The 24,998-nt window shown below is 36.8% G+C and carries 14 protein-coding genes; 6 read left to right on the plus strand and 8 right to left on the minus strand.

Annotation, left to right across the window (positions count from 1 at the left end; genetic code table 11):
• The first annotated feature begins 158 nt into the window (after positions 1 to 158).
• Positions 159 to 2,522 (plus strand): accessory Sec system translocase SecA2, encoded by a 2,364-nt coding sequence (gene secA2 / locus ABH966_RS11210; protein ID WP_370078371.1) that lies wholly within the window; start codon positions 159 to 161, stop codon positions 2,520 to 2,522.
• Entirely contained in the window at positions 2,522 to 3,424 is a 903-nt protein-coding gene (locus tag ABH966_RS11215) for an accessory Sec system S-layer assembly protein (RefSeq protein ID WP_370078373.1), read from the plus strand. The genes secA2 and ABH966_RS11215 overlap by 1 nt, the downstream gene beginning before the upstream one ends.
• Before the next feature lie 747 nt (positions 3,425 to 4,171).
• Here ABH966_RS11215 and ABH966_RS11220 read toward each other — a convergent pair.
• Entirely contained in the window at positions 4,172 to 5,092 is a 921-nt protein-coding gene (locus tag ABH966_RS11220; RefSeq protein ID WP_370078375.1) for a C40 family peptidase, read from the minus strand.
• A gap of 248 nt (positions 5,093 to 5,340) precedes the next feature.
• Between ABH966_RS11220 and brnQ the strand changes: the two genes are divergently transcribed.
• Complete coding sequence (gene brnQ / locus ABH966_RS11225; protein WP_370078377.1) at positions 5,341 to 6,660, plus strand: branched-chain amino acid transport system II carrier protein; 1,320 nt, start codon at positions 5,341 to 5,343, stop codon at positions 6,658 to 6,660.
• A gap of 207 nt (positions 6,661 to 6,867) precedes the next feature.
• Positions 6,868 to 8,253: a S41 family peptidase gene (locus tag ABH966_RS11230; protein ID WP_370078379.1), complete on the plus strand. Its 1,386-nt coding sequence runs from the start codon at positions 6,868 to 6,870 to the stop codon at positions 8,251 to 8,253.
• A 561-nt stretch (positions 8,254 to 8,814) separates the two neighbouring features.
• On the opposite strand, the gene ABH966_RS11235 is transcribed toward ABH966_RS11230, so the two are convergent.
• The 5 genes from ABH966_RS11235 to ABH966_RS11255 all read right to left on the minus strand — a co-directional run bounded on the left by ABH966_RS11235 (position 8,815) and on the right by ABH966_RS11255 (position 16,144).
• Positions 8,815 to 9,411 carry a TetR/AcrR family transcriptional regulator gene (locus tag ABH966_RS11235; RefSeq protein WP_370078381.1) on the minus strand — a complete coding sequence of 199 codons (597 nt, stop codon included), beginning with the start codon at positions 9,409 to 9,411 and terminating at the stop codon, positions 8,815 to 8,817.
• Between the two features lie 343 nt (positions 9,412 to 9,754).
• Complete coding sequence (murJ, locus tag ABH966_RS11240) at positions 9,755 to 11,293, minus strand: murein biosynthesis integral membrane protein MurJ (RefSeq protein ID WP_370078382.1); 1,539 nt, start codon at positions 11,291 to 11,293, stop codon at positions 9,755 to 9,757.
• The gene (locus ABH966_RS11245) at positions 11,290 to 12,390 is read right to left on the minus strand and encodes a glycosyltransferase (protein ID WP_370078384.1); all 1,101 of its coding nucleotides are present in this window, start codon (positions 12,388 to 12,390) and stop codon (positions 11,290 to 11,292) included. The genes murJ and ABH966_RS11245 overlap by 4 nt, the downstream gene beginning before the upstream one ends.
• Entirely contained in the window at positions 12,387 to 13,532 is a 1,146-nt protein-coding gene (locus ABH966_RS11250) for a polysaccharide pyruvyl transferase family protein (protein ID WP_370078386.1), read from the minus strand. The genes ABH966_RS11245 and ABH966_RS11250 overlap by 4 nt, the downstream gene beginning before the upstream one ends.
• Before the next feature lie 350 nt (positions 13,533 to 13,882).
• The gene (locus ABH966_RS11255) at positions 13,883 to 16,144 is read right to left on the minus strand and encodes an S-layer homology domain-containing protein (protein WP_370078388.1); all 2,262 of its coding nucleotides are present in this window, start codon (positions 16,142 to 16,144) and stop codon (positions 13,883 to 13,885) included.
• Positions 16,145 to 16,382: 238 nt separating this feature from the next.
• Between ABH966_RS11255 and ABH966_RS11260 the strand changes: the two genes are divergently transcribed.
• A complete protein-coding gene (locus ABH966_RS11260; RefSeq protein ID WP_370078390.1) occupies positions 16,383 to 18,338 on the plus strand; it encodes an S-layer homology domain-containing protein in 1,956 nt (651 codons plus the stop codon).
• A 229-nt stretch (positions 18,339 to 18,567) separates the two neighbouring features.
• Here the strand turns inward: ABH966_RS11260 and ABH966_RS11265 are convergent, their stop codons facing one another.
• Positions 18,568 to 19,851 (minus strand): oligosaccharide repeat unit polymerase, encoded by a 1,284-nt coding sequence (locus ABH966_RS11265; RefSeq protein ID WP_370078392.1) that lies wholly within the window; start codon positions 19,849 to 19,851, stop codon positions 18,568 to 18,570.
• Between the two features lie 434 nt (positions 19,852 to 20,285).
• Between ABH966_RS11265 and ABH966_RS11270 the strand changes: the two genes are divergently transcribed.
• Positions 20,286 to 22,211, plus strand: a complete 1,926-nt coding sequence (locus ABH966_RS11270) for an S-layer homology domain-containing protein (RefSeq protein WP_370078394.1) — start codon at positions 20,286 to 20,288, stop codon at positions 22,209 to 22,211.
• Between the two features lie 724 nt (positions 22,212 to 22,935).
• Here ABH966_RS11270 and ABH966_RS11275 read toward each other — a convergent pair.
• Positions 22,936 to 24,831: an N-acetylmuramoyl-L-alanine amidase gene (locus ABH966_RS11275; RefSeq protein WP_370078396.1), complete on the minus strand. Its 1,896-nt coding sequence runs from the start codon at positions 24,829 to 24,831 to the stop codon at positions 22,936 to 22,938.
• Positions 24,832 to 24,998: the final 167 nt, after the last annotated feature.

A 24,998-nucleotide genomic window follows, 5' to 3' on the forward strand; every position in this document is an offset into this window, starting at 1 on the left:
AATATACTTTTTCTATTTATTTTCCACCATTTCACAAATATTATTCTTCTTTTTCAAATTGGAAGAATGCTGCATGTCAAATGTAGTCATCATTCGTAAAATTTGATAAAATAATGTAGTGTCTAGCATTTAGACAACTTAAAAGGAGCGTATATTTCATGTTCTCAATTTTCAAACGCAACAATGAGCAAACTAGTGCTCGTCAATTAAAAAGCTACTATAAAATAGTAGATCAAATCAATAGTCTTGAAGAAAAATATGTAAATAAGTCAGATGAAGAATTAAAAGAAATGACTTTTATTTTCAAGGATCGTTTAGAACAAGGCGAACCAATTACATCTATCATCCCAGACGCGTTTGCTGTTGTACGCGAAGCCTCAAAACGTGTATTAGGTATGCGTCATTTTGATGTACAGCTTATCGGTGGTCTTGTTTTAACTGAAGGCAATATTGCAGAAATGCCTACAGGTGAAGGTAAAACGCTTGTCGCTTCTCTTCCTTCATATGTACGCGCATTAGAAGGTAAAGGTGTTCACGTTATTACCGTTAATGACTATCTAGCTAAGCGTGACTACGAGCTTGTCGGTCAAATCCATCGTTTCCTTGGTTTAACAGTTGGTTTAAATATACCGATGATGGAGCCAGATGCCAAAAAAGAAGCCTATAACGCCGATATTACATATGGTGTAGGTACTGAGTTCGGATTTGACTACTTACGCGACAACATGGCTCATAGCTTAGCTGATAAAGTACAGCGTCCTTATCACTTCGCCATTATCGATGAAGTCGATAGTGTCCTTATTGATGAGGCAAAAACACCACTTATTATCGCTGGGAAAATGGCTGCGAATGATGAACTACATCGCATTGCCTCTATGCTAGCAAAACGTTTTAAAGAAGAAGAAGATTACGATTTTGATGAAGAAACAAAAGCTACTTCTTTAACAGATAAAGGCATTGAAAAGGTTGAGGCTGCCTTCAATGTTGATAATCTTTATGATCTTGAACACCAAACACTTTACCATTATGTGATCCAAGCAGTTCGTGCACACGTAATGTTCAAGCGTGATGTTGATTACATCGTAAAAGATGACAAAATCGAGCTTGTTGATATGTTCACAGGTCGCATTTTAGAAGGTCGCTCGCTATCTGATGGCTTACATCAAGCAATTGAAGCAAAAGAAGGCGTAACGATTACTGAAGAAAATAAAGCACAGGCACAGATTACAATTCAGAACTATTTCCGTATGTATCCGAAGCTTTCTGGGATGACGGGTACGGCGAAAACTCAGGAAAAAGAAATCCGTGAAGTATACGGCATGGAAGTTATTCAAATTCCAACAAACCGTCCACGTCAACGTGTCGATCAGCCTGATATTATTTTCAACAAACAAGAAGATAAATATAAGTTCGTAGCAGCTGAAGCTAAACGTCGTCACGACAAGGGACAACCTGTTTTAATTGGGACAACGTCAATACTGCAATCTGAAACAGTGGCCGAATACTTAAAGAAAGCAGGCTTAAAATTCCAATTACTGAACGCTAAAACAGTTGAGCAAGAGGTTGAGCTGATTTCACAAGCTGGTCAGAAAGGTCGTGTTACTGTAGCAACAAATATGGCCGGCCGCGGTACAGATATTGTGCTAGATGAAGCCGTTCACGAGCTTGGAGGCTTATATGTCATCGGTACCGAAAAGCATGAAAGCCGCCGTGTAGATAATCAGCTACGTGGTCGTTCAGGTCGCCAAGGTGACATAGGTGAAAGCCTCTTCATTCTCTCTATTGAAGATGATATGTTCCGCCGTTATGCAAAAGAAGAGGTTGAAAAATTCTCAGAAAAAATGATTGTTGATGAAAAAGGCATTATCCAAAATAAAGAGGTTCAAGAACTTATTAACCGTACACAACGTATTGTTGAAGGCTCTCAATACGGTATGCGTGATTACAACCTAAAATTAGATGATGTTATCAATGACCAGCGTACAGTTATTTACGGTCTACGTGATAAAATTTTAGCTGGTGAAGATTTAATGGGTGAGCTAAAAAAAATGCTAAGTGAAACGGTTGATTTTGCTGTTCGCGAAGCTGCTCCAGATGAACTCCCTTCAGTGGAATGGGATTACGATCAAATGGAAAGCTCTCTCAATTCACTATTTATTACTCCTGTCACAATAGACCGTGAAGTGGGTAAAGTAAAACAAATTTTAGCTGATATTCAACCTTCTGAACAAGAGTTGCTTGATCATATGGAAAAATTTTCTGACAACGCAAAAGTAATGAATGTTATTCCACAAGTGATGCTAAGCTACCTAGACAATGGCTGGGTAAAACATTTAGAAAACATGGCACATTTAAAAGAAGGAATCGGCTTACGTCATTACCAACAAGAAGACCCGATGCGAATTTACCAACGTGAAGGCCTCGAGTTATTTGGAATGAATTTCCAAGAATTACGTCGTTCTATTATTATTGAAATTACAGGCTTCATGAAAATGATTGAAGCACAAATGGAGGTACAATAATGGGCTTATTCTCATTCTTTAAAAAATCAGACAAACTAGGGCAAGAAAATACAATCGATTCTAAGGATCTACTTCAAAACATCGAAGTAGAAAATACAGACAATAATCAGGATGTTGTGACGAAATTATCTTATCATCCAGATTGGGAAGTGCCTCAAGAGCAAAAATATATATTTAATTTCCTTGCTAATGAGCTAGAACCATTAAAGCCAAATCAATTATCACTTTCTTCTATTAGTATAGAAGAAGATATGCGCTCTAAAAAATGGCATGTGCGTGCATTTTTCCGCTCATCATTACCTCAAGCAATTGAGCTTGGTGAAATTGAGCTGTTTATTATGGATAAAAATGACGAGCTTGTAGCATCTAAAAAATTCGACTTTGCAGCACTTGGCACAATTCCAGCAGAAAGTGCTCGTCCATGGGTATTTGAATTTGAAAAATCAACGATAAAAGTCGATGAAATACCAGAAGATGGCTGGAAAATCGCATTTAACCTTGTTTCCCTTCGCGGTCACCAATTAGAATTAGACCCATCATGGGAAAAACAACTACCTGAAGCACAAAAAGAGGAACTTGCAAAAATCGTAAAAACTTTACCTAAGTTAGGTGAAACAGAAGTAAACTTCACCGGCCTACAAGCGAAACTTGCTGATAACGGTAATTTTAATGTGTCTATCTTCATTCGTAACGGACATAATAAAGCTATTAACCTAGAACAATTACCACTAGAAATTATTGACGCAACAGGCAAACAAATTGCAAAAGGTTCATTTAAAATGGATCCAATATTAACTGTGCAACCAAACTCAACAAAGCCATGGACATTTATCTTCCCTGCAGAGCTTGTTGACGCGAAAGATGCCGACCTTTCTCGTTGGACAGCACGCGTAACGCAATAAAGTGTTGAAAACCCTTCTTTTTATAGAAAGAAGGGTTTTTTATTTGTTTATTTTCTTCTCGGTGTAACGGCGTTGTTTGATGTTTATCAGCGAATATGACCGGCACTTTTATCAGCGATGTTCCTTGTTCTATCAGCGATTCTGGCACTTTTATCAGCGATATTCCTTGTTCTATCAGCGATTCTGGCACTTTTATCAGCTATGTTCCGGGTTCTATCAGCGATTCTGGCACTTTTATCAGCTATGTTCCGTTTTCTATCAGCGATTCTGGCACTTTTATCAGCTATGTTCCGTTTTCTGTCAGCGATTCTGACTGGCACTCTTATCAGCGATGTTCTGGGGTTTATCAGCGATTCTAGCTCTTTTATCTGCGATGTTCTGGGTTCTATCAGCGATTCCGGCACTTTTATCAGCTATGTTCCGGGTTCTATCTGCGATTCTAGTACTTTTATCTGCGATTCTAGTACTTTTATCAGCGATGTTCTGGGTTCTATCAGCGATTCTAGCACTCTTATCAGCGATGTTCCGTTTTCTGTCAGCGATTCTGACTGGCACTCTTATCAGCGATGTTCTGGGGTTTATCAGCGATTCTACCTCTTTTATCTGCGATGTTCTGGGTTCTATCAGCGATTCCGGCACTTTTATCAGCGATGCGCAACCTTTTATCAGCGATTGTTTGACTTCATACCTGCATTTTACCTAACATAAAAAAGCGATATTTGCATATTTGCAAATATCACTTTTACTTTATTTAATAGCGTCGAATCGTTTATAAGCTACTAATCTTGTAGACCAGTAAGAGTATGTAACGTCCGAAATTTCAACACCGTCTGATCCTGCATGGATAAATTTATTGTTACCTATATAAATACCCATATGAGATATTCCATCTTTATACGTATTTTGGAAAAATACTAAATCTCCCGCTGTCGGATTTTTAACTTGTGTTGTGTTACCGTAGAAATATCCTTCGCTACTGTCTCTTCCAATTTTTAAACCACCTTGATTAAAGGCGTAGTAAATAAAGCCACTGCAATCTAGGCCTTCGGATGTGTTGCCACCATAGAGATATGGTGTTCCTACTAATGAATTAGCTACGTCTACTGTTTTCTTATAAATAGCTTGTCCATTAGCTGTAGGATCTTTAGTTGTTTCTGTTGATGTTCCCACACCTGAAGATCCGTTATTATGTACTGTATCACTCTCGGGTATTGAAGCTACTGGAGATAATTTTAACACCTGTCCAACGTAAATTGTGTCTGTCGTAAGTCCATTCCAGTCTTTAATGTCCTTTACTGTCACATTATATTGCTTAGCGATTTTGGATAATGAATCGCCTTTAACGACTGTATGTGAAACAGCTGTGGGCTTTGATGGTGTTGTCGGCTTTTGTGTTGATGGATTTGTTGTTGATGGATTTGAAGGTTTTACCGCATCATTAGTAGCTTGTTTTGAAACTTCAAGCTTTTGCGCGACATAAATCAGATCATTCTTTAAATTGTTCCAGCTTTTTATGTCTTGTACTGTTACTTTATTGTTTTGAGCGATTTTAGTTAAAGTATCTCCTTTTTGCACGGTATATGTAGCTGCCTCTGCGGTCTGAAATGCTAAAAAAGAAGTAGCAATAGTACTTAAAGCAAGGATTCTTAATTTTTTTGTCTTTTTCATATCAATTTGCCTCCGTTCGTGCTAAAATATTTCCTTGTGTGTCTATCATACTAGATATTTTAGAAATCAGATATCAGATAAATTGACTATTTTTCAAACAATTTATGAAAATTACTGATTCCGACAGATTCTTACAAATTGTAATAGAATATTAATTGCAAGATTAGTATTCATGTGATAACATACACTTCTGTATTTAAAATTTTTAGAAAGTTTCATCTTTTCAATCTAAAGGAGTTTTAATTTTTATGAAGAACATCTTGCTTTTCATCAAAGAAAATTTGGCAGTAGGTTTACTATTATTTGCCTTATTTTTAGGTGCCGGAAATATTATCTTCCCCCCATTATTAGGCCAACAAGCTGGTGAACATATAACGACAGCAATGATTGGTTTCTTAATAACTGGTGTCGGATTACCGCTATTAGCAATCGTTGCAATTGCGAAGGCGGGTGGCGATCTACAAATACTAGCAAATCGTGTCGGCCCTACCTTTGGTATTATTTTTACATCAATCGTTTATTTAGCGATTGGACCATTTTTTGCAGTGCCGCGTACGGGTTCTGTATCCTATGAAATCGGGATCGTCCCATTTCTTCCAGAGGGAGTAGCAGATCATTGGGCACCACTTTTCATTACTTCTGTCATATTTTTTGCCTTAATACTATTATTAGCTATTAACCCTTCAAAACTTGTCGATCGTGTTGGGAAAATTTTAACGCCTGTTCTATTAGGTGTTATTCTATTACTAGCTATTAAAAGCTTTATTTCCCCAATGGGTGAACCAGGGGCAGCTATAGGAAAATACACTACGTCACCATTGACTGAAGGCTTTGTTAAAGGCTATTTAACAATGGATGTACTAAGTGCACTCGTATTCGGAATCGTTATTTTGCAAGCATTGCGCGACATGGGTATGTCAGATACTAAAAAGCAAGTCAAAACGACAATTTTCGCAGGAATTATTGCGGCTATTGGCTTATCATTTGTCTATATAGCACTTGGACAAATTGGTAACACTAGTGTTAGTGCAATTGGTGCTTTTGATAATGGTGGTACTATAATTGCGAAGTCAGCTGAAGCTCTTTTTGGTACACTCGGGACTATTATATTATCTGCCACAATTTTACTAGCATGTATATCTACTGCTGTAGGTTTACTGACTGCCAATGCTCAATTTTTCAATAAACTATTTCCTAGTGTTTCGTATAAAACGTTTTTGATAATTTTCACAATATTCAGTGCGGCTATTACAAACGTAGGTCTTGAAACAATTATTAGTGCATCACTACCTGTATTATTAATCATCTATCCGCTAGCAATAGTGTTAATGGTGCTGTCGCTTTTCGATAACTTCTTTAAAGGTGGAAAAATTGTTTACATTTTAGCATTAATTCCTACATTCTTTGTTAGTTTGAATGATGGTTTAAAGGAAATGGAGATTACTATTACACCATATGTGAACATTTTAAAAGCTTTACCATTATACGAGCAAAGTCTGGCATGGCTTGTACCTGCAATAATCGGTGCGCTTGTCGGCTTCATCATTCATAAGCTAATAAAAAAATAAAGCTCTTCATCTAACTAGAATCTGCTTGCTTTTTGCGAATAAGCCTCAAGCTTCTTTTAGACAACGACTGTCTAGGAATCTTGCATAAACTTATTTTTTCGCAAATGGCTAGTAGATTCTTTTTTTTGTAGGTAATCCCCTCCTTTTCCTATTCACGGTTATATGGAAATTCATGTATAATGAAGGTAATTAGAAAAGAGGTGTCCTATGAAAAAAGTATTGTGGTCTTTTGTATTCGTTCTATGCTTTTTCATCATTCCATTTACAAACGCTTCTGCTGCAAGCAATGAACAACAGCTTGTAAAGGAAATCAAGGCAATTATTGAGGAAAACTATGTTGGAACCATCCATGGAAATTTGCAAAAAGCTAAAACAATTCCTGAAATCATTGATATGCTAGACCCTTATTCTACATATTTTACGAAGAAGGAATTTGAAGAATTTATCAATAGCATCGATCTATCAACTATTGGGATTGGTGTAATCATCGAAGAACATGAAGATGGCATTCATATTTTACAAGTGTTTGAGGATAGCGGTGCATCTAATGCCGGTGTAGTTGCTGGAGACATTATTATCGCCATTAACGGACAATCCGTAGTAGGAAGCTCTACCCAAGAAGTCTCGTCCTTATTAACTGGTGATGAAAATACTAAAATTGAAGTGAAACTCCAGCATGCAGATGGTAAAACTTCAACTACAACCATTACACGAAAAAAATTCACATTACCGAATGTGGAATCTGCGTTACTATTTGGGGATGTTGGCTATATTGCTATGTCATCCTTCTCAGAAGATGGTGCAAAGCTTGTCAAGGATGCGCTTATTCAATTAAAACAGCGTGGTGCAACCTCTTTTATACTTGATTTACAAAACAATGGTGGCGGCTATGTATCAACAGCTGAGGAGATTGCAGGGCTTTTCCCGAATGCAAAAATTGCCTACTTACTGGAAGAAGCACATGCCTCTTATAAAATACGTGCAGTCAAACAAAACGAAAAATTCCCAGCTGATACACGTATTCTAGTAAACCGTTATAGCGCTAGCGCCTCTGAAATGTTATCAGCAACATTACAAGATCAGCAATCTGCTATTTTATACGGAGAAACTACGTATGGAAAAGGCTGTATGCAAGGCTTTTTTGAACTGCAGGATGGTAGCTATTTAAAGCTTACGATTGGTAATTTTACAGGTCCATTAGGGAAAACGATTAATGAGGTTGGGGTAAAACCGAACGTCCAAACAAAGACTGCTCCTATTTTCCAGGCACATTATGATGCAATTAAAGCACAATATACAAATTATAAAGAGCTTGCAAGCTTAAAAAATGTACCAACTTCTAAAACATTTACTGTAAAATTCTCACAAGCTCTCTCTTCGCAAATTGCTGAAGGTAGTGTACAACTTGTCGCTTTAGGCGGTAACGAAGTACCGATTACTACAAAAGTTGATGGTAGTTCATTACTTGTTACCCCATCAAAACCGTTAAACAGTGGGCAAGAGTATATGCTACTCGTTCATCCATCTATTCAAAAAGAAACAGGCAATAAGCTTCAAAAAGGCGTTTATCTTCATATTACAGTTAAGAAATAACAAAGAGGATGGGACATTAGTAAGTTTTTGAAGCATAATTTTAAAATTTCACATGAGAAAAGCGCAAGAAATCAACGTTTTTAAAATTGATTTCTCGCGCTTTTTTAGATTTTGACCAGTTTTCCCCAGCATCTTTTTTTCAAATTTATAAGGCTCATTACCAAAAATTGTGGATGACATTTTTTAACGTATGCCATTTATCTAAGTTGATTGGAGTGGAGACTGGGCGACTCCTTGGGGATTAGCAATAGAGGAACGAAGGCTAAAACCATCACATCCTGTGATAACGCCTTCGTGACCAACATCGGTGCTGTTGCTGTCACTTCGTTGCACTACGTTTTCGCACAGAATGAAACCCTTTTGCTGACGCTTCGTTAGCACTACGCTTTCGCGCAAAAGACATCTGTTGGCCCGAGACCCTGCAGCGAAGCGACAGCGGCAAATGTTTTATCTGTGCGAAAGCGAAGCGTCAGCAACAAATGTTTTATCTGTGCGAAAGCGAAGCGCCAGCGGCAAAGCGCCCAGTCGGAACGGAAATCAACCACACGTTTTGGTTATGAGCTATTTATAATTTGCTTCTCTTACAAAGTATAAATGAACCAAATCGCTCGCCAACTCGCATGGCTGTTTTTTTTGTTCAAGTAAATTAGTTAATATTAAACGCTCAAAGGACCCTACAAAACTATCTACAACTATGTTTATGTCTGCACAATATGATTGTAATATGTGGGTACAATCATAACGATGTATAAGGTGAGTAAATTGCTGTGTAAGTCGAGATTTAATTACAAGTGACTGCTCAGATTCGAATAATCCGATTTTTGTTAATTTAGGATTATCAGTTATATAAACGAATAACATATGTACTTTTTGCTTTAGCTCTCTAACAAAGCCTTCTAATCCCTCTTCAACTTCTTCTGATTGTTTACTCATAATTTCATCAAACCCATGCTGAAATCGTTTATTCAGATCGGTGTAGAGAGAATCCTTACTTTCAAAATATAAATAAAAAGTTGGCTGTGTTACATTAGCGGCTTTTACAATGTCACTAACCTTTGTACCATGATAACCTTTTTCAGAAAATATCTCTAAAGCCTTTTCAAGCAATAATTGTTTACTTCGTTCACCATTTGAATTAACCTTCCTACCTCTCGCCATACTTCCCCCTTATCTAATTTGCAGTAGACATAGTCCTTTAGGCATCACTGAATAATGCCAATTTATCCATATCTTCATAAAAAATTCCGCTTTTAATAAAACTAATTATAATACAGCTCCTATTTTTTCACTATAAAATATTATAAATATAACAACTTTTTTGCAGATAGATCTTATAGTGTCCAATGAAGTTTTATTTCCATAGTCGTAGTGGAATCAAATGGGTGCACCTTAGTAAAAACGAAAAATCCCTTTATCAAACAACAATAAGCACATATTTCCTAATCAACATGCCTGAAAAATAAAAAAGTGGGTATCCAGTTTATAAGATACCCACTTTTCCTTATTGTTTTAAATATTTCCGTTTTAATTTATCACTAAATTCTTTTACTTCCTTCACGCCAAATAATAAGTATGAGCCAACAACAACTGCACTAAAAATAACAATGCCTACAATGAAAGTTATCCATATGCTGTCAAATACTAAAAACTTGCTTGAAAAATACAAAACAATCGTGATTATAATCATTGGTGGAACTGATCTGAAAAATTGAAGTTCTTTGCTAAAGATCCCCATTTTCAAGTCATATTTATAGGCTGCATAAATAATCAGCATAATAAAGTTTGTTACTGAACTCACTAATGTACCCCATGCAATTGCTTCTGCTCCACACTTATCGACAAGTAACATAATAACGGCAATGTTAATAACAAATACATTTATTAAGCTGAAGATAACAGGTGCCATAGAGTCACCCTTTGCATAGTAAAAGCGCGTTATATACCCGTTTGCAGCTAAAAAATACATCGATAAACAGAAGATTGCCAGTACTGGTGTAGTAATTGCAGTTGAAGCTGCATCAAAATTACCACGTTGGTAAACAACCTGCACAAGATTCTCTGCGTAAAAATATGAGTAGACTGTTACAGGATAAAGTAACAACAATAGATAATGTAACCCTTTTGTGTATAGGCTTTTAATGGAAGTAAGGTCATTCTCTGCTTCTTTTTGACTCAAAATTGGAAAGATAACTGTCGTTACTGCTGTAATTAAAATTGCTTGCGGGAATTGCATAAGCCTTGATGCATAGTTTACAGCAGCTACTGCCCCTTCAGATAACATTCCTGCAAAAACACGCTGTAATAATGCATAAATTTGAATGGTAGCGCCACCGAGCATAATCGGTAAAGTCATTATCCACAATTGCTTTGATGCAATATTTCGTTCAAATGAAAAACCAACCTTATGTGAATCCAACTTGCGATATCCAATAATTAGGAAATATACCATTATTACCGCACTGACTAATGCACTAATACCATATCCCATTGCGTCGATGCTTGGAATTTTAGATAAACCTACAGCAATCACTAAAAAGATTGCATTATAAATTAAAATGGCAAAGCTAGACAAATGGAATTTTTGATTTGCGTTTAGCAATCCACTATACCATGAGGACAATACAAGTAAAATTGACGAAGGCATCATCCAATAATATAGATTTTTAGCTAAATCTAGCTCACTTTGACTAAACGTTTTTTTATCTTTACTTTGGTTAAACATCTCCATAATTGGGTTAGTGAACGCTAACATTAGAATTGTCATTATTGAAACCGTTAACAAGACAATTGTGAAGGACTGTTTAACAAATAGCGCACGATCCGTTGTTTCCCGATTATAAATTGAGATAACAGCAGTAGTAAATGCACCACCTACGACTAGATATAAAAAATTTGGAATTGTGTAAGCTGTGAAAATACTATCAGCAATATGGCTACTACCATATTGGTATCCGATAATCATTTCACGTAAAAATCCGAATACACGGGCCACGACATTAATAATCGCAACTGCCCCAACTATTTTTATAAACTTATTCATAGGCCATCCCCACCTTCAATGGCCGACTTATAAATCTCTATACAGCGAGCTGTTATATTTTTTTCATCGTGAATGGATAATACTTCATCGACCGCTTCACGATTCATATATTGTTCTTTTGGCGTGTTCACGGCACGCAGCATCTCCTCAGATAAAACCATCGCATTTTCGGGCTCCACTAAATGCCCTGCGCCCTCTCCAAGCAAAGATACAAGTCCGCCTACATTTGAAGCAATAACAGGTGTATCTGTCGCTAATGCCTCTAATGCCACTAATCCAAAACCTTCTAAATGGGATGGTAATACAAAGACATCACTTGCTTGGAACCACTTTACTAGTTCTTGTTGTTTTAGTGGATCTATAAATTTGACGTCTTCACTGATTAATGGTTGCAAAGATTGGAAAAATGCCTGGTCTCTTCTAGAACCTACAATATTTAACTCTAAAGGCCGAGATACTTTTGTTTTTAGCATTTGGAAAGCCTGTAACAGCTCTTCAACGCCTTTTTGTTTTATAACATTTCCTACAAATAAAAATTTGAATGGCTCAGTAGCTAATTGTAGTTCATTGCACACTGCTACTTGATTTCCTTTTGTAAAAACCTCACGATTCACACCCATACTAACAACAGAGATTTTACCTTTTTCAATCCCAAAATCTTGTTCAATTTGTTGAGCTAAGACAGGACCTACTGCGATAACATGTTCACTTTCACGTAAAATACTCGCTGTCCAATTGCGAATTCTTGTGTTCTTCTTCGCCATGCGCTCAATATCGCCACCATGAGCTGTAACGATAAATGGTATACCAAACATTTTCTTTAATAGGAGCGACAGCATACCAGATGGAAACACATAATGTGCATGTGTGACATCAATAGACTTTCTGTTTTTTAAGCCTTTCATCAATGTCGATAAACCCCATTTTGTATATTTCATAATGGTGTTTTTCTTACCTGTTGACGGATTAGTATTAACAGATATATCTACGTCTAGTCCTGCTTTTTCAAGTGCAGTGACTTGATTTTTCACAAAAATACCGAATGATAAATGATCAGATGTTGGATACATATTACTAATGACGAGTATTTTTTTCATAGACGTGTCACTGCCTTTTTCATTAATTCCTGACCACGCATGGCCTCTTTATGAATATGGGTAGCAATTTGTTTCGTCTCCGCAATCGACTGATCCCAATTGCTACTTAGTTTGCCAACTAATGTGGATAGAGCCTTCACATCATCCTCTACATCCTGCATTTGTAAGCAACGATCTGATGCGCCCACAAAGGACATAAAATCCTGTACTTTTGTATGATAGGATATCGCAATAATCGGAGTTTCTGAATTTGTTGCCAAAATAAGCGAGTGCAGACGTGTACCGATAATAATATCCTGTTCTTCAGTTACATCAAGTAATCGCTCAGGCACCAAATTTTCATCAATAATTTTTGTATGTGCATGTTGTTGCATTTTTTTCTGAATATCCTTCGTCACAGTGACGTCCTGCGGGAATTTTGTGGCAAAGAATGTAATTTCGACATTATGTTCAGAAATTACATGATCTAAATTTTTCGCCATGCCTGTAATGTACGCATCATATTTTTCAACATTGCCCTCTGGCCAATAGTTTGCATTATAGTACGGAACCGCTGATACACCTATTTTAATTGGTTTTTCGGCGTAATGTTGACGATCACCTTTTAATGTAAATGCTGGATCACCAATAATATCTATTGGCTTTTTCACCCCAATACTTTGCAAAAGCTTTTTAGACTGAGGATCACGTACAGAGATATTTGCTGCATAACGACACATTGCGCGAATACTAATTTTCCCGGAAATCGTATCAAGTGGTCCGGCGCCACATCCGTAAATAATGTAGGGAACATTACTTTGTTTTGCCATCATTGCATACGCTCCATACAGGTGAGCCTCACGTTTATAAAAATCCATAAGAATACCACCACCACCAATGATGAGGAGGTCAAATGTTGATACATATTGTTTATTGTTTTTATAAGTATGGATAAACGTTTTAAATAAATTACTCTTCCTGTAATACAATGGATAGCTATGTACCCCATAACGTTCGGATGTTTGTTGTGTGTTATTACTAAAAACGGTAATGTCATCACTAGTTACCGAAAATGTTTGTTTTACTTGTTGAAGAATGCCGTATAATATTGATTCATCACCATTATTATCATTGCCGTAATTCCCCACAATGCCTATTTTCATTAAAAAACATCCTTTTACTTTTTAATACTGAGATTATACCACAATTGCACATTTCCGTTCTTTTAAAACTAGTAAAAATAAGATGAGCTTCAAAAGTCGCTACTAATTTTGTGATATGTTTGCTCATCAACGTAACGTAAGGTTGATTTCCGTTGCGGCTTGGCGCTTTCCTGGGGACGCTAATCAACTTATATGGTTATAAATAAATATCAATTAACTATCGATTTGCAAGGTATACAAGCCTAACTGCCCAATCTATAACCTTTTTATTTAAAGAGAAAAATAGCAAACTAGGTAACATTACTAGTTTGCTATTTTTTAAATGCTAAGCCATTCTTTAAGGACGACTATTATTGATTAATTGCTCTATAAAGGAATAATCCGAAATGAGCGCGACTAATCGCTTCATCTGGCTTAAAGGTGTTATCACCATAACCAGTTGTAATTTTGTTTGCAGCTAACTGTTGAACATATGTGTATGCCCAATGATTCTTCGATACATCTTTAAAGTTTGTGCTGCTTGTTCCTTTTAGATTATAAGCTAATGCTACAACCTTCGCCATTTGTGCACGAGTTAAAGTACCATTTGGATCAAAGACATTATTGCCTTTACCACTCATAATACCAGACTCAACTACAGCTGCGATTTGTTTATAATAATCGTGATTCGCTGGAACATCCTTAAAGCCTGGATTTTTGACGTTTGATGTTTTTAAATCAAGTGCGCGGCTAATAATAACTGCTGCATGTGCACGTGTAAGTTTGTCATTTGGTCTAAATGTGCCATCTGGATGGCCTGTAATAATATTATTTTTTGTTAAATACTCAATTTCTTTATAGTACACATAATTACTTGGAATATCTTTAAACAACGCAGCCTTTGCTACAGTTACAGTAGCCTCTACACGCTTTGTTCCTAAAATCGCTACTACTTTACCAGTAGCACCTGGATTTTTAGCTGTAAACTTACCATCACTAGTAATCGTACCGATATTACCATCTACAGACCATTTCACCTGTGATGCATTGTAAACTAGAGGTTTGCCACCGTCATCCTTTGCATCTACAGTAAATTTAACAGTTTCGCCTGCTCCTACTGTTTTTGACTTTGGTGCAATGTCCAATACTGCTGGAGCATCTACTACTTTTACTTGGAATGATTCAACAGGTGAGCCATCGTGGTTGATGAAAATGCGATCATTGCCAGCTGTCGTTGAAGTATAGTTCAAGCCGTTAACTTTTAAAGTATTATTCTCAGATGTTAGCGATACATGACCGTCTAATGGTAGCGCATTATAGTTATCATCTAAAATATATTGTACTGCTATACTAGACGAAGCACCTGCTAAAAGAGTTGCATAGCTTGTACTATTCGTATATTTAATTTGTGTACCTTTGCCAGTTGGTGCCGTACTTACAGCTTGTAATGTTGCGGACACAAGACGTTGCGCATTGCCTGCATTTAAAGGTAGGTTCGCTAATATGACATTATTATTACCGGGATTTCGAATACCCATCGTTGTTGAGCCGCCACCATCTAAGTTAATTGCTCGATCAACACCAAGTGACACTAAATAGTTCGCAAGTTGAACCATATTCATCCCTGCGCTATGTTTCTGTTTTCCATCAACCGTAATAAGGTGTACTGTTTTTCCATTATTACTTGTCGCTACAATAGTACGTGCAGTAACCGCTTTTGCACGATCACTAGATGTGCCCATCATAATGTAAGGTTTATTATCTTTTACTAAATACGGACCACTTGCCATAATAAATTTCGCATCCTGCCAAAGCTTATCAATAGCGAAGTTAACACTCAGCTCATCTCCAACTGCAATTTGGCTTAGCTTACTGTGCCAATCCCCACCTTGTAAAGATACGACAAAGCCAGTTGACGGGATGGATATTTTTTCTTTTGATCCATAAGGTGTAATTTGTGTAACTTTCCCTGTTAATGTTTGACCGAATTTGTTTTCAGTAATCGGAGCTCCAGTATCTACTACGATTTCAAAACCATATTCATTTGTATTTGTTGTTTTACTATAAAATTGTGGTGTGTAAACAATCGCTTCATATATATTACGTGCACGATTCATACCTGTCATTTCATAGTCTTTACCTTTGTGAGAAAGGGTTACATTAAAATCAAAATAGTCAATGACACCACTGCCATCTGCTGCAACCCCAAAAGCTGTAGGGACATTCATATATTCATCGGAGCCGTTTGAAACAGCACCACCATTTAAAATAACATTATCTTTACTTAATAAAAATAATGGGTAACCTGCAGACATATCGAAGAAACTTGCATTAATAGCACCAACTACACGATTCCCTTCACGTGAATTACGATTAGCATTTGCTACTGTCGATTCTCTGCCATTGACATTCGCAGGCATACCTAATTGTACTTCCGTCGTTTCGTCTACATTAATAGCAAGATGATTAATAGAATTTGTATTGGTACTGCTGTATGTATATTGTTTATACTGCACACCATGTGATAATTTATAATCCTTTTTGACCGTTTGGGCTGCATAGGCATTTAACGGACTAACAACCATTGACAATAATACAACTAAAACTAGTAAATTTTTCGCTATTTTTTTCATTTTTTTTGCGCTCCTGAGTAAAATGGAGCCTTCAACTCTCCCTTCACATGTTTTACTTCTACAACACTATCAAAAATATGTCAAAATATCCATGGAACATTTATGCTATTTTCCAGTTTTATATGAATTGTCATGAAAACTATTTATATAGTCTCATTTTATGATATTTCTAACATTTGACCCTTATCGTTACTCTATAATTTTGGTAAAATGGTGTAGAAATCTAGGAGGGTAAAATATGAAAAAACTATCAATCATTGCTTTGCTCATGACAGTAATCGGCATGCTTCTTTGGCAACCCCAACTGGCATCTGCTGACGAACTAACAGGGCATTCACATGAAAAGGGTCTTCGTTATTTAATTTCCAAAAATGCATTAGTAAAAGATGCAAAAGGAAGTTATCGTCCAGATGCCAATGTGACACGCGGAGAATTTGCTTCTTATTTAACTAAAGCCATGAATCTTGAAGCGACAAGCGACATAGTCTTTAAAGATATCCCGGATACATATGTACATGCAAAGGATATTAAGCTTGCTGCTTCAGCTGGTATTATTACAGGTTACGGAGATGGTTCATTTAAGCCTAATGCCGCAATTTCAAGACAGCATATGGCGGTTATGATTGAGAGAGCTATCAATTATTTAAACATTCCTAAAGGTACTTCTTCTATTACCTTTAAGGATAATGCAGCTATATTAAAAGACTACCGTCAAGCAGTAGCTATAGGTGCACAACTAGAAATTATTAAAGGCGCAAATGGTTACTTTATGCCAGAAAAAAATGCAACTATTGGACAAGCATCTTCGTTTATTGTACGTCTAATGCAACTTGCTGGTGATCCAGACGCTGCTGAACCAAACGGTGGTAATTCTAACGGCGGTAATACTAACGGTGGCGATACAAATACCGGATCTTCTAAATATGCTGTTAAGGAAATTTCAAACGGCACATTAGTTGGTAATCAAGGATTCTCTACCTTTGAAGCTGCTGAAAAAGCTGTGACAAAAAATACACAGGTTATTGTCCAAAGTGATAAAATTGTGAAAATGTCTTCAGGCTACGTTGTTACAAATAATTATGTAGCACTAAAATCTGAAACAATTAATGACTCGCTTGGTGTTGCGGCAAATACAGAAATGGAATACCTCAGCAGTGATGCAACACAAGTAAAAGTTCGATTAGCTGGTCAAGTCGGCTACTTAAAACACGCTGATGTTACATTAATCCCATTTTCAATGAGCAAAGGTCGTTCTTACTACGAAAATGTAAATGGTGAAATTAAACATACACTTTACGATTACAACACAAATAAGTATTCTTCTAGCTATGTTTTCGGAAAAGCGCCATCATTTATGAAGCAAGGCGAAAAATACTATAGCTGGGACGGTATTTATTTCACAAACGGCAACGGCTCCTCTAAAGGTGAGGCCTATAACTATTATCAATTTTTACCTGCCCGTGCCCAAACACAATATACGGCACAAGAACTAGATGCTTATATAATGAATAAGCTAGCAGAGGTTGAGAGTACAGGAGTTAGCAGTTATAAAGATGCTACAAAGAAAAGTAAGTTAATAGGTTTAGGGAAAACATTGAAAGATGTGGAAGAAAAATCTCAAATTAACGCAATGCTTGTTTTGGCACTTGCTCAGCATGAAAGTGCTTATGGTATGAGTAATCAGGCACAAGACTTAAACAACTTATTTGGTTTGTACGTGACTGATACGAACCCAAAAAACAAAAAGTTTGATAGTGTAGTTGACAATATCAATGAGCTTGTTGAAAAATTCCTACAGCCAAACTACATTACTCCAGGGGGCTCAACTGGTAAAAACTTTGCTAACGGTGCAGTAGTAGGTTCAAAAGCTCTTGGCTTTAACGTGAAATACGCTTCTGATCCATACTGGGGTGCAAAAATTGCAGGACACTATTACCGTGCTGAAAAAGCATTAGGCTTTAAGGATGCCAAAAATCCATACACAATCGGTATAACAACAACAACCGGCTTAAACGTTCGTACAGGCGCAGCTACTAGCTTTAGCCCACTATTCACATATGCACGAAGTGGCATGCCTGTGATCATCACAAGCTCTGCGACAAACGGCTGGTATGAGGTCCTTTCTGATAAACTGTATACAGGAAAAGCTTTCGTTAGCAAAGACTATGTACAAGTGATCAATACAGTAAAATAAAAAAAGAAGTCGTCCTATAACGTAGGGCGACTTTTTATGTTGTTGAAAAGGCTATTATGGCAATGTTTATTGCCCTTCTGCAAAACAAGGGGTAACAAAATGTCATCCAACTTTTTAATTTTATCGAAACAATTTCATGTTTTATCGCCATCCACCTGCCAACTGACGGATAGGAACACCAAATAAAAAAGAGATGCCTCAAATAATATTTGAGACATCACTATTATTGTTAATATGAAAGCTTTTTCTTATCTGTTTTCATAATCGCTGACGCAATTATGACAAAGCCAAGCATTAAAATAAAGATTAAATCAAGTAAGCCTGTATGCATAGACACTGTAAATAAGGTAATGACAAATGCATAAGCTACTGAATGGAAGCTACGAATACCGCCTTGCTTCACTTTATTATAAATTAATGAGATTAATACACCATATAAGAAGAAGCCTATCGCTACAAGCAGATAACCCCCGTCTAAGAATAATTGACCAATAAATGTTGGTGTTGTTGTTCTGTTAGGACGTGTAATATATTTACCTTCAGATTCAGCTAGAGAGTTTACAACTTTTGTTACTTTCATACGTGGTGAAACTTGTTCACCCGGTAAAATTGTACTGAAGATACCAGCATGGATTTCCCCATTTAGGTAACCTTCCTCCTGCGTATATTCGATAATTTTACTTAAAACAATATGGCCTGTTACACTCTCACCATTTATTGAACGAATCCATTTTGGTGTTAAGTTAACTTGCTGCTCTACTGATAACAGCTTTTCCTTTTCTGTTTCAGTCAATTCTACATCTGGTTGTTCACGGCTATTAAATTCTTTCGTTGTATCCTCTGATACAACACGAAGGAAGCCAAACATTGAGAAGGCTACTCCGATAACAAACAGAGCTGAAAGGAACCATGTTAATTTCACTCGTTTTACAACGTAATGGAAGATGATAATACCAGTAAATAACATAATAATTAATGGTGTACGATAACCCATTAATAGGAATAAGAACATTACTGCAGCATAAATGGAGCCGTAGATTAATGTTTTTTTCCATGTTATATTTTTTTCTAAAATCATTTTATATGATAATAACAGTAAAACGCCATACCATAATAATTGAGCAAAGAAGTTTAATTTTGGATCAAGGTTACGTCGATTAGATTCATCAGAAATCCCCAATCCACCACCTTTAATCATCATTAATACATATGCAACTAAACCAAGTAAAGTTAAAAATACGATAAAATGAACAACATATTTCCCTAAGAAGGATAAACCAAATGATGGGATTGTCCATTTTAACTTATCAATAATGTACACACCAATGTAATAGCATAGTACTGCTAAAATTACTGCTGGCCAAATTGATACACGTAAATTAAATAATTCAAATCGATGGAAATCAAATAGACTTGTAAAGAAATAGAGCATTAATATAAAAGGTAAAAAGAAATACGGCGAAAACGTATCAATTTTGTTGACCTTTGCAAAAGTTTGTTTCAGTTTATTCATAAATGTCATACATCTCAGAAGATGTGATTGCCCTCCTCTATCGCGAATCAAAATTGTTTATTCTTTTATTTACTAAGCAAAACAAGAGTTATTATATCATAAATACAGGTAGACTTATAGAAAGGAATGAATTGATTTTATATATAATTATGCAATGTTTTTCTTTTTTTCCTAAATTATGAGTTTATACCCAAAATCTACTACGTAAGTTTCCCCAACAGTTGTCCCTCTTCGCTCTGGACACACAATTTTAGCCTCACATTAATCGACAATCTAATTCAAAACGCCATACGACAACAACCAATTTTTAATGTTTTATCCATTATTTAGTTGTATGATAAATAAGTAGTGCAAATTTCACGGTTTGAGCACAATTCAAAATAGGACGCAATCGCGAAATTGAAGAAAAATACAAAAATAAGGATGTGGATTTAATGAAGAAATTATTCGTTTCACTACTCGTAGCATGCTCTTTTATGCTCGTAGTTTTTTTAGCACCAACACAAGCTAAAGCTGCACAGAAAATCGGTGTCGTTTTCTCTGAAAGTAGTGAAAAATATGCCAATACTACACACCCTAGTGGAACATTTAATGGCCAACTTATTTCTGAAAAGGTTGACTATAGCTCCACATATAATAAGGAACTAAAAGCTTTTCTTCTCTATCAGCAACAAGGTTTCCAAGTAGAGAAAATTTATGAGAAAGACTTAAATAATTTAGAAAATTTAAGTCAATATGATGCAATCGTCTTTGCCTATACAGTCATGATGAATCATCAGCAACGCGAAAATGTCAAAATATACGTTCGAAATGGCGGTGGTGCAATTTTTGCCTTCCAAACAGCCCGTAATGAATCCGCAAAATTCCCTAAACTCGGTCAAATGGATCTCTCTCCATTGATCTACGATGTCGATTCTTGGGTAATGGAGTGGGATAATTTAACTGAAGTCTTCAATTCCCGTTTTATTGACGATATTGTGATAGGAAACTCTGCAATAAGCAATATAAATACTGTTCACCCAATTATTCAAAATACAACAAAAGAGCTTGGCAAAAGCAAGCTTAATCTAACAAAAACAGATCGTGATTGGGTAGAAGTCATGAAGCCTTGGCAAGGTGGATCTGCAACACCTATTTTATATTTCTCAGATTACAATTACACAGACAAACCTAAAACAATGAAAAAAAATGAATTTGGCGCAGCCCATGCGATCGAATACGGCAAAGGCAGAGTTGTTCAAATTGGATTCAAAATCTATGATTATATAAATATTAATGATAAAACGGATTGGCAAGATAACGAAAATGGTGCTGCCTATTCAACAGCTAATGGTGACAAAGATGCACAAGTATTTATGAAGCATGCTTTAAATTGGGTAGCCGAAAAACATAATGGCTATGTGCCCCGCCGTTATAACCTTTCGCTTTACTCTGACGGGGTGCAAAGTTATGTAGCACCGTCTGGTAAATTCGTTTTCTACTCCACTGTAACGGTTAAAAACAATGGTAATGTGCCTGCACGCGGTACATTGAAAGTAGAAATTTTAGACGCAAACGATAAAGTTGTTGGTAATGGACATGAACGTTACATTCCAGGACTTGCTGCGGATTCCTCAACAAACAATGCTGATCAAAAAGACATTAGTACGCATGCGGAAAAATATCAGATTTCTATGCCTGGCGATTTAGCTACCGGAACATATACGATACGTACATCCTTTATAGAGGGGCGCGATGATCGCAAAAATGCTGATGAAAAATTTGCAACGATTGCAGAAATTAAAACGCTCACACGCGCAAAAGGTTCCAACAAAGCGACAATTGCTTCCGCTCCATTCTTCTCAGATGTATCTTCGTCGAATGGTGCCTATTATGATATTAAAAACTTATATGCACTAGGCATTGTGAAAGGAACGAATGGAAAATTTAATCCACAAGGTACATTAACTCGCCTACAAGCAACAGAAATGATTTTACGAGCATTAGGGATTCCAGCATCCAGCTCAGCTACCTTAAATGCAAGTGACATCAAAGCAGGTGATTATGGCTATGCTGTTTTAGCAACAGGCCTACGCTACGGCATTATTGCAGTAGAAAATGGCAAAATCAATGCCCACCAGCCAATGACCCGCGCTGCCATGGCACGAGCACTTGTCAACGGCTTCAAGCTACAAGGTTATACGAAAAATACTTTCTCTGATGTGCCGACATCTCATGCATATTATAAAGATGTTCAAGCCTTATATGCACTTGGCATCACTACAGGCTATGCCGATAATACATTTAAACCAAATGGTACAGTAACACGTCAAAACTTTGCTCAATTCGTAAATAGAACACTTTATGCAAATGCAAAATAGCTATTAAGGTGAAAGTTGATTTTAGTGCGCTGTTTGGGATGCTTTTTTTCGTTGGTAAACACATGTATTGCGCCGGTTGGAGTTCGGTTCGCCGGTAAACCTGTGTATTGCGCCGCTTGAAGTGGGTTCGCCACTAAACTCGTGTTTTGCGCCGCTTGAAGTGCTCGGTTCGCCACTTAACCCGTGTTTTCCGCCGCTAAAAGTTCGGTTCGCCGCTAAACTCGTGTTTTGCGCCGCTAAAAGTGCTCAGTTCGCCGCTAAACCCATGAATTGCGCCGCTAAAAGTGCCCGGTTCGACGCTAAACCTGTGTTTTCCGCCGCTAAAAGTTCTCGGTTTGCCACTAAACCCGTGTTTTCCGCCGCTAAAAGTGCTCGGTTCGACGCTAAACTCGTGTTTTCGGCCGCTAAAAGTTCGGTTCGCCGCTAAACCTGTGTATTGCGCCGCTAAAAGTGCAGTTCGCCGCTAAACTCGTGTTTTCCGCCGCTAAAAGTTCTCGGTTCGACGCTAAACCCGTGTTTTCCGCCGCTAAAAGTTCTCGGTTTGCCACTAAACCCGTGTTTTCCGCCGCTAAAAGTGCTCGGTTCGACGCTAAACCTGTGTTTTCCGCCGCTAAAATACCAAATCGCTGATAGATCGCTTTTTTGCGATGGAAAAATCACTTTTAATACTAATCGAACAAAAAGAGCTACATCGTCTACTATTGAACGATGTAGCTCTTTATTATTATTGTTTTGAGTAATATTCCAAAATCCCTTTGTAGATAGATTCAGCGAATAACTCAATATATTTATCATCCGTCAACTTAGCACGGTCTTCTTTATTTGATAGGAAGCCTAGCTCGACTAAAATGGCTGGAATATTCGTATTTGCAACTACGATGTAATTCTTTTCTCTGACCTTACGATTTTCCATATTTACGTTTTTAACAATTTGGTTGTTTACAAATGTTGCAAGTTCAATATCTTCTTGATACATATCACCTGGTGTTTTAGCGTAATACGTTTCGGTACCTTTTGCTTTAGTACTATCTGCTGAGTTCACATGGATACTTACGAAGATTTCGCCGTAATTATCATGTGAAAAATCAACATGTTTTTGTGGCGGGGAGTACGTATCTCCAGTACGAGGCATCAATACCTTTGCACCTGCTGCCTCTAGTTTATCCTTTACTAGAGTACTAACCTTTAATGTTATATCTTTTTCGTAAATTTTATCGTAATGGGTTCCTACGTCCTTACCACCATGACCCGGATCAATAATGATAATTCGATCTTTTACCGGATTACCACTTTGATTTAATAGCTTTAAATAAGATTTATGGACATACCCTTTTTGACCTTGGTAAGTAACTTGTGCCCAATAACCGTTAATACTGTTCACTTGAACATATTCGCCCTTTTTCAGCTTACTTACTACCGTAGAAGTAGAGTTAGCTTCTTGGCGGATATTTAAATTATCAACCGTCACCCGACCTAATAGATCACCAGAAACTGTTGGTGGTATTGGATCTGGAGTAGAAGGTTTTTCCACTTCAACGTCCGCTGTACTATTAGCCACGATATAACCTGGTACACCGTTCACTACAGTTAGATGATAACCACTTACTGTCTTATAAACAGGTAATTTCACTTTACTATTCACAGTTGAAATTACCTTTGATGAAGAGGTTGGTTTTACGTAAAGATTAGTATTTTGTGTTGTCGCAACTTGCTTTTGGACATTTCCTAATGTGTTACCATCTGCATCTAAAAACTGCGCATATGTTTTGTAAATATAAGCAAAAGTATCTTTATAGGAAACTTTTAACCAATCTCCCTCAACTGTATAGACTGATAGTTTTCCACCTCTGTTGATAGTTCCTACAATATTAGCAGTAGATGAAGAGTCTTTTGATTTACGAATATTTAATCCGTCAGTTGTTGCAGAAACTAAGCCAATAACCTGTGATGAATCAGGTGCAGCTACAACTTTAACAGGGATATCTAAGCGGTATTTCTCTTCTTTTGCACGCGCTACAAATAACGCAAACTGTTTACGTGTCACTTGTTCATTTGGATTATAATTTTGATTGCTTCCCTTTGTAATACCATTATAGTAAATCGTATTCACATATGAAACGTACGGATTATTAATGCCTACGTCTACAAAAGGAGAATCGATATTTTCATGCTCACTTGTATCGAGCTTAAACGCGTTTGTTAACACATAACTCATTTCATCTCGAGTTAAAGGTTTGTTTGGTAAGAATTGTCCCTTGATATTTGTTTTAAAGAAGCCAAGCTGTACAGCGCGTTCCACGTAGCCTGAAAGCTCTGTGCCGGCTGTTACATCCGTGAAGCTTGATTTATTAGCAACTAATGGCTTGTTACCTGAAGCAACAACAGCCATTTTAGCAACTTGTCCACGTGTTACGGTGTTGTTAGGTTTATAATACGTTTTGCCCTTTTCTGTATACCCTTTAATAACACCTAAATTAACTAAATAATTGATTTCTTCATATGCGTCATCCTTGTTCGTAACATCTACAAAGCCGCCTTTTGCTTGTGCACTATGTATTGTAAACAATGAAGCAGAAACGAAAAGGACGCATAAGATAAGACTAATTTTTTTAAAATACAATGTCTTATTTCCTCCCTTCTTGTTCTACCATTAATATTAGCAAAATTTCTCAGTTAAAACTATTATTATACTAAAATTCTAAATAATAGAAGTTTAATCTACAATGATCATTATACGCAAAGTGCTAAATGAAACAAAAAGAGCTACATCGTCTACTATTGAACGAT

Origin of the sequence: Lysinibacillus sp. RC46 (genome assembly GCF_041262385.1) — a bacterium.
Taxonomy (GTDB): Bacteria; Bacillota; Bacilli; order Bacillales_A; family Planococcaceae; genus Lysinibacillus.

What these genes read in the sequence shown, in the direction of transcription:
- ABH966_RS11235 (WP_370078381.1), bottom strand. Translation starts at nt 9,411, where the DNA reads ATGGCGAGAGGTAGGAAGGTTAATTCAAATGGTGAACGAAGTAAACAA.
- ABH966_RS11265 (WP_370078392.1), bottom strand. Translation starts at nt 19,851, where the DNA reads ATGAATAAACTGAAACAAACTTTTGCAAAGGTCAACAAAATTGATACG.
- ABH966_RS11260 (WP_370078390.1), top strand. Translation starts at nt 16,383, where the DNA reads ATGAAAAAACTATCAATCATTGCTTTGCTCATGACAGTAATCGGCATG.
- ABH966_RS11250 (WP_370078386.1), bottom strand. Translation starts at nt 13,532, where the DNA reads ATGAAAATAGGCATTGTGGGGAATTACGGCAATGATAATAATGGTGAT.
- ABH966_RS11215 (WP_370078373.1), top strand. Translation starts at nt 2,522, where the DNA reads ATGGGCTTATTCTCATTCTTTAAAAAATCAGACAAACTAGGGCAAGAA.
- ABH966_RS11245 (WP_370078384.1), bottom strand. Translation starts at nt 12,390, where the DNA reads ATGAAAAAAATACTCGTCATTAGTAATATGTATCCAACATCTGATCAT.
- murJ (WP_370078382.1), bottom strand. Translation starts at nt 11,293, where the DNA reads ATGAATAAGTTTATAAAAATAGTTGGGGCAGTTGCGATTATTAATGTC.
- ABH966_RS11270 (WP_370078394.1), top strand. Translation starts at nt 20,286, where the DNA reads ATGAAGAAATTATTCGTTTCACTACTCGTAGCATGCTCTTTTATGCTC.
- secA2 (WP_370078371.1), top strand. Translation starts at nt 159, where the DNA reads ATGTTCTCAATTTTCAAACGCAACAATGAGCAAACTAGTGCTCGTCAA.
- ABH966_RS11255 (WP_370078388.1), bottom strand. Translation starts at nt 16,144, where the DNA reads ATGAAAAAAATAGCGAAAAATTTACTAGTTTTAGTTGTATTATTGTCA.
- ABH966_RS11230 (WP_370078379.1), top strand. Translation starts at nt 6,868, where the DNA reads ATGAAAAAAGTATTGTGGTCTTTTGTATTCGTTCTATGCTTTTTCATC.
- ABH966_RS11220 (WP_370078375.1), bottom strand. Translation starts at nt 5,092, where the DNA reads ATGAAAAAGACAAAAAAATTAAGAATCCTTGCTTTAAGTACTATTGCT.
- brnQ (WP_370078377.1), top strand. Translation starts at nt 5,341, where the DNA reads ATGAAGAACATCTTGCTTTTCATCAAAGAAAATTTGGCAGTAGGTTTA.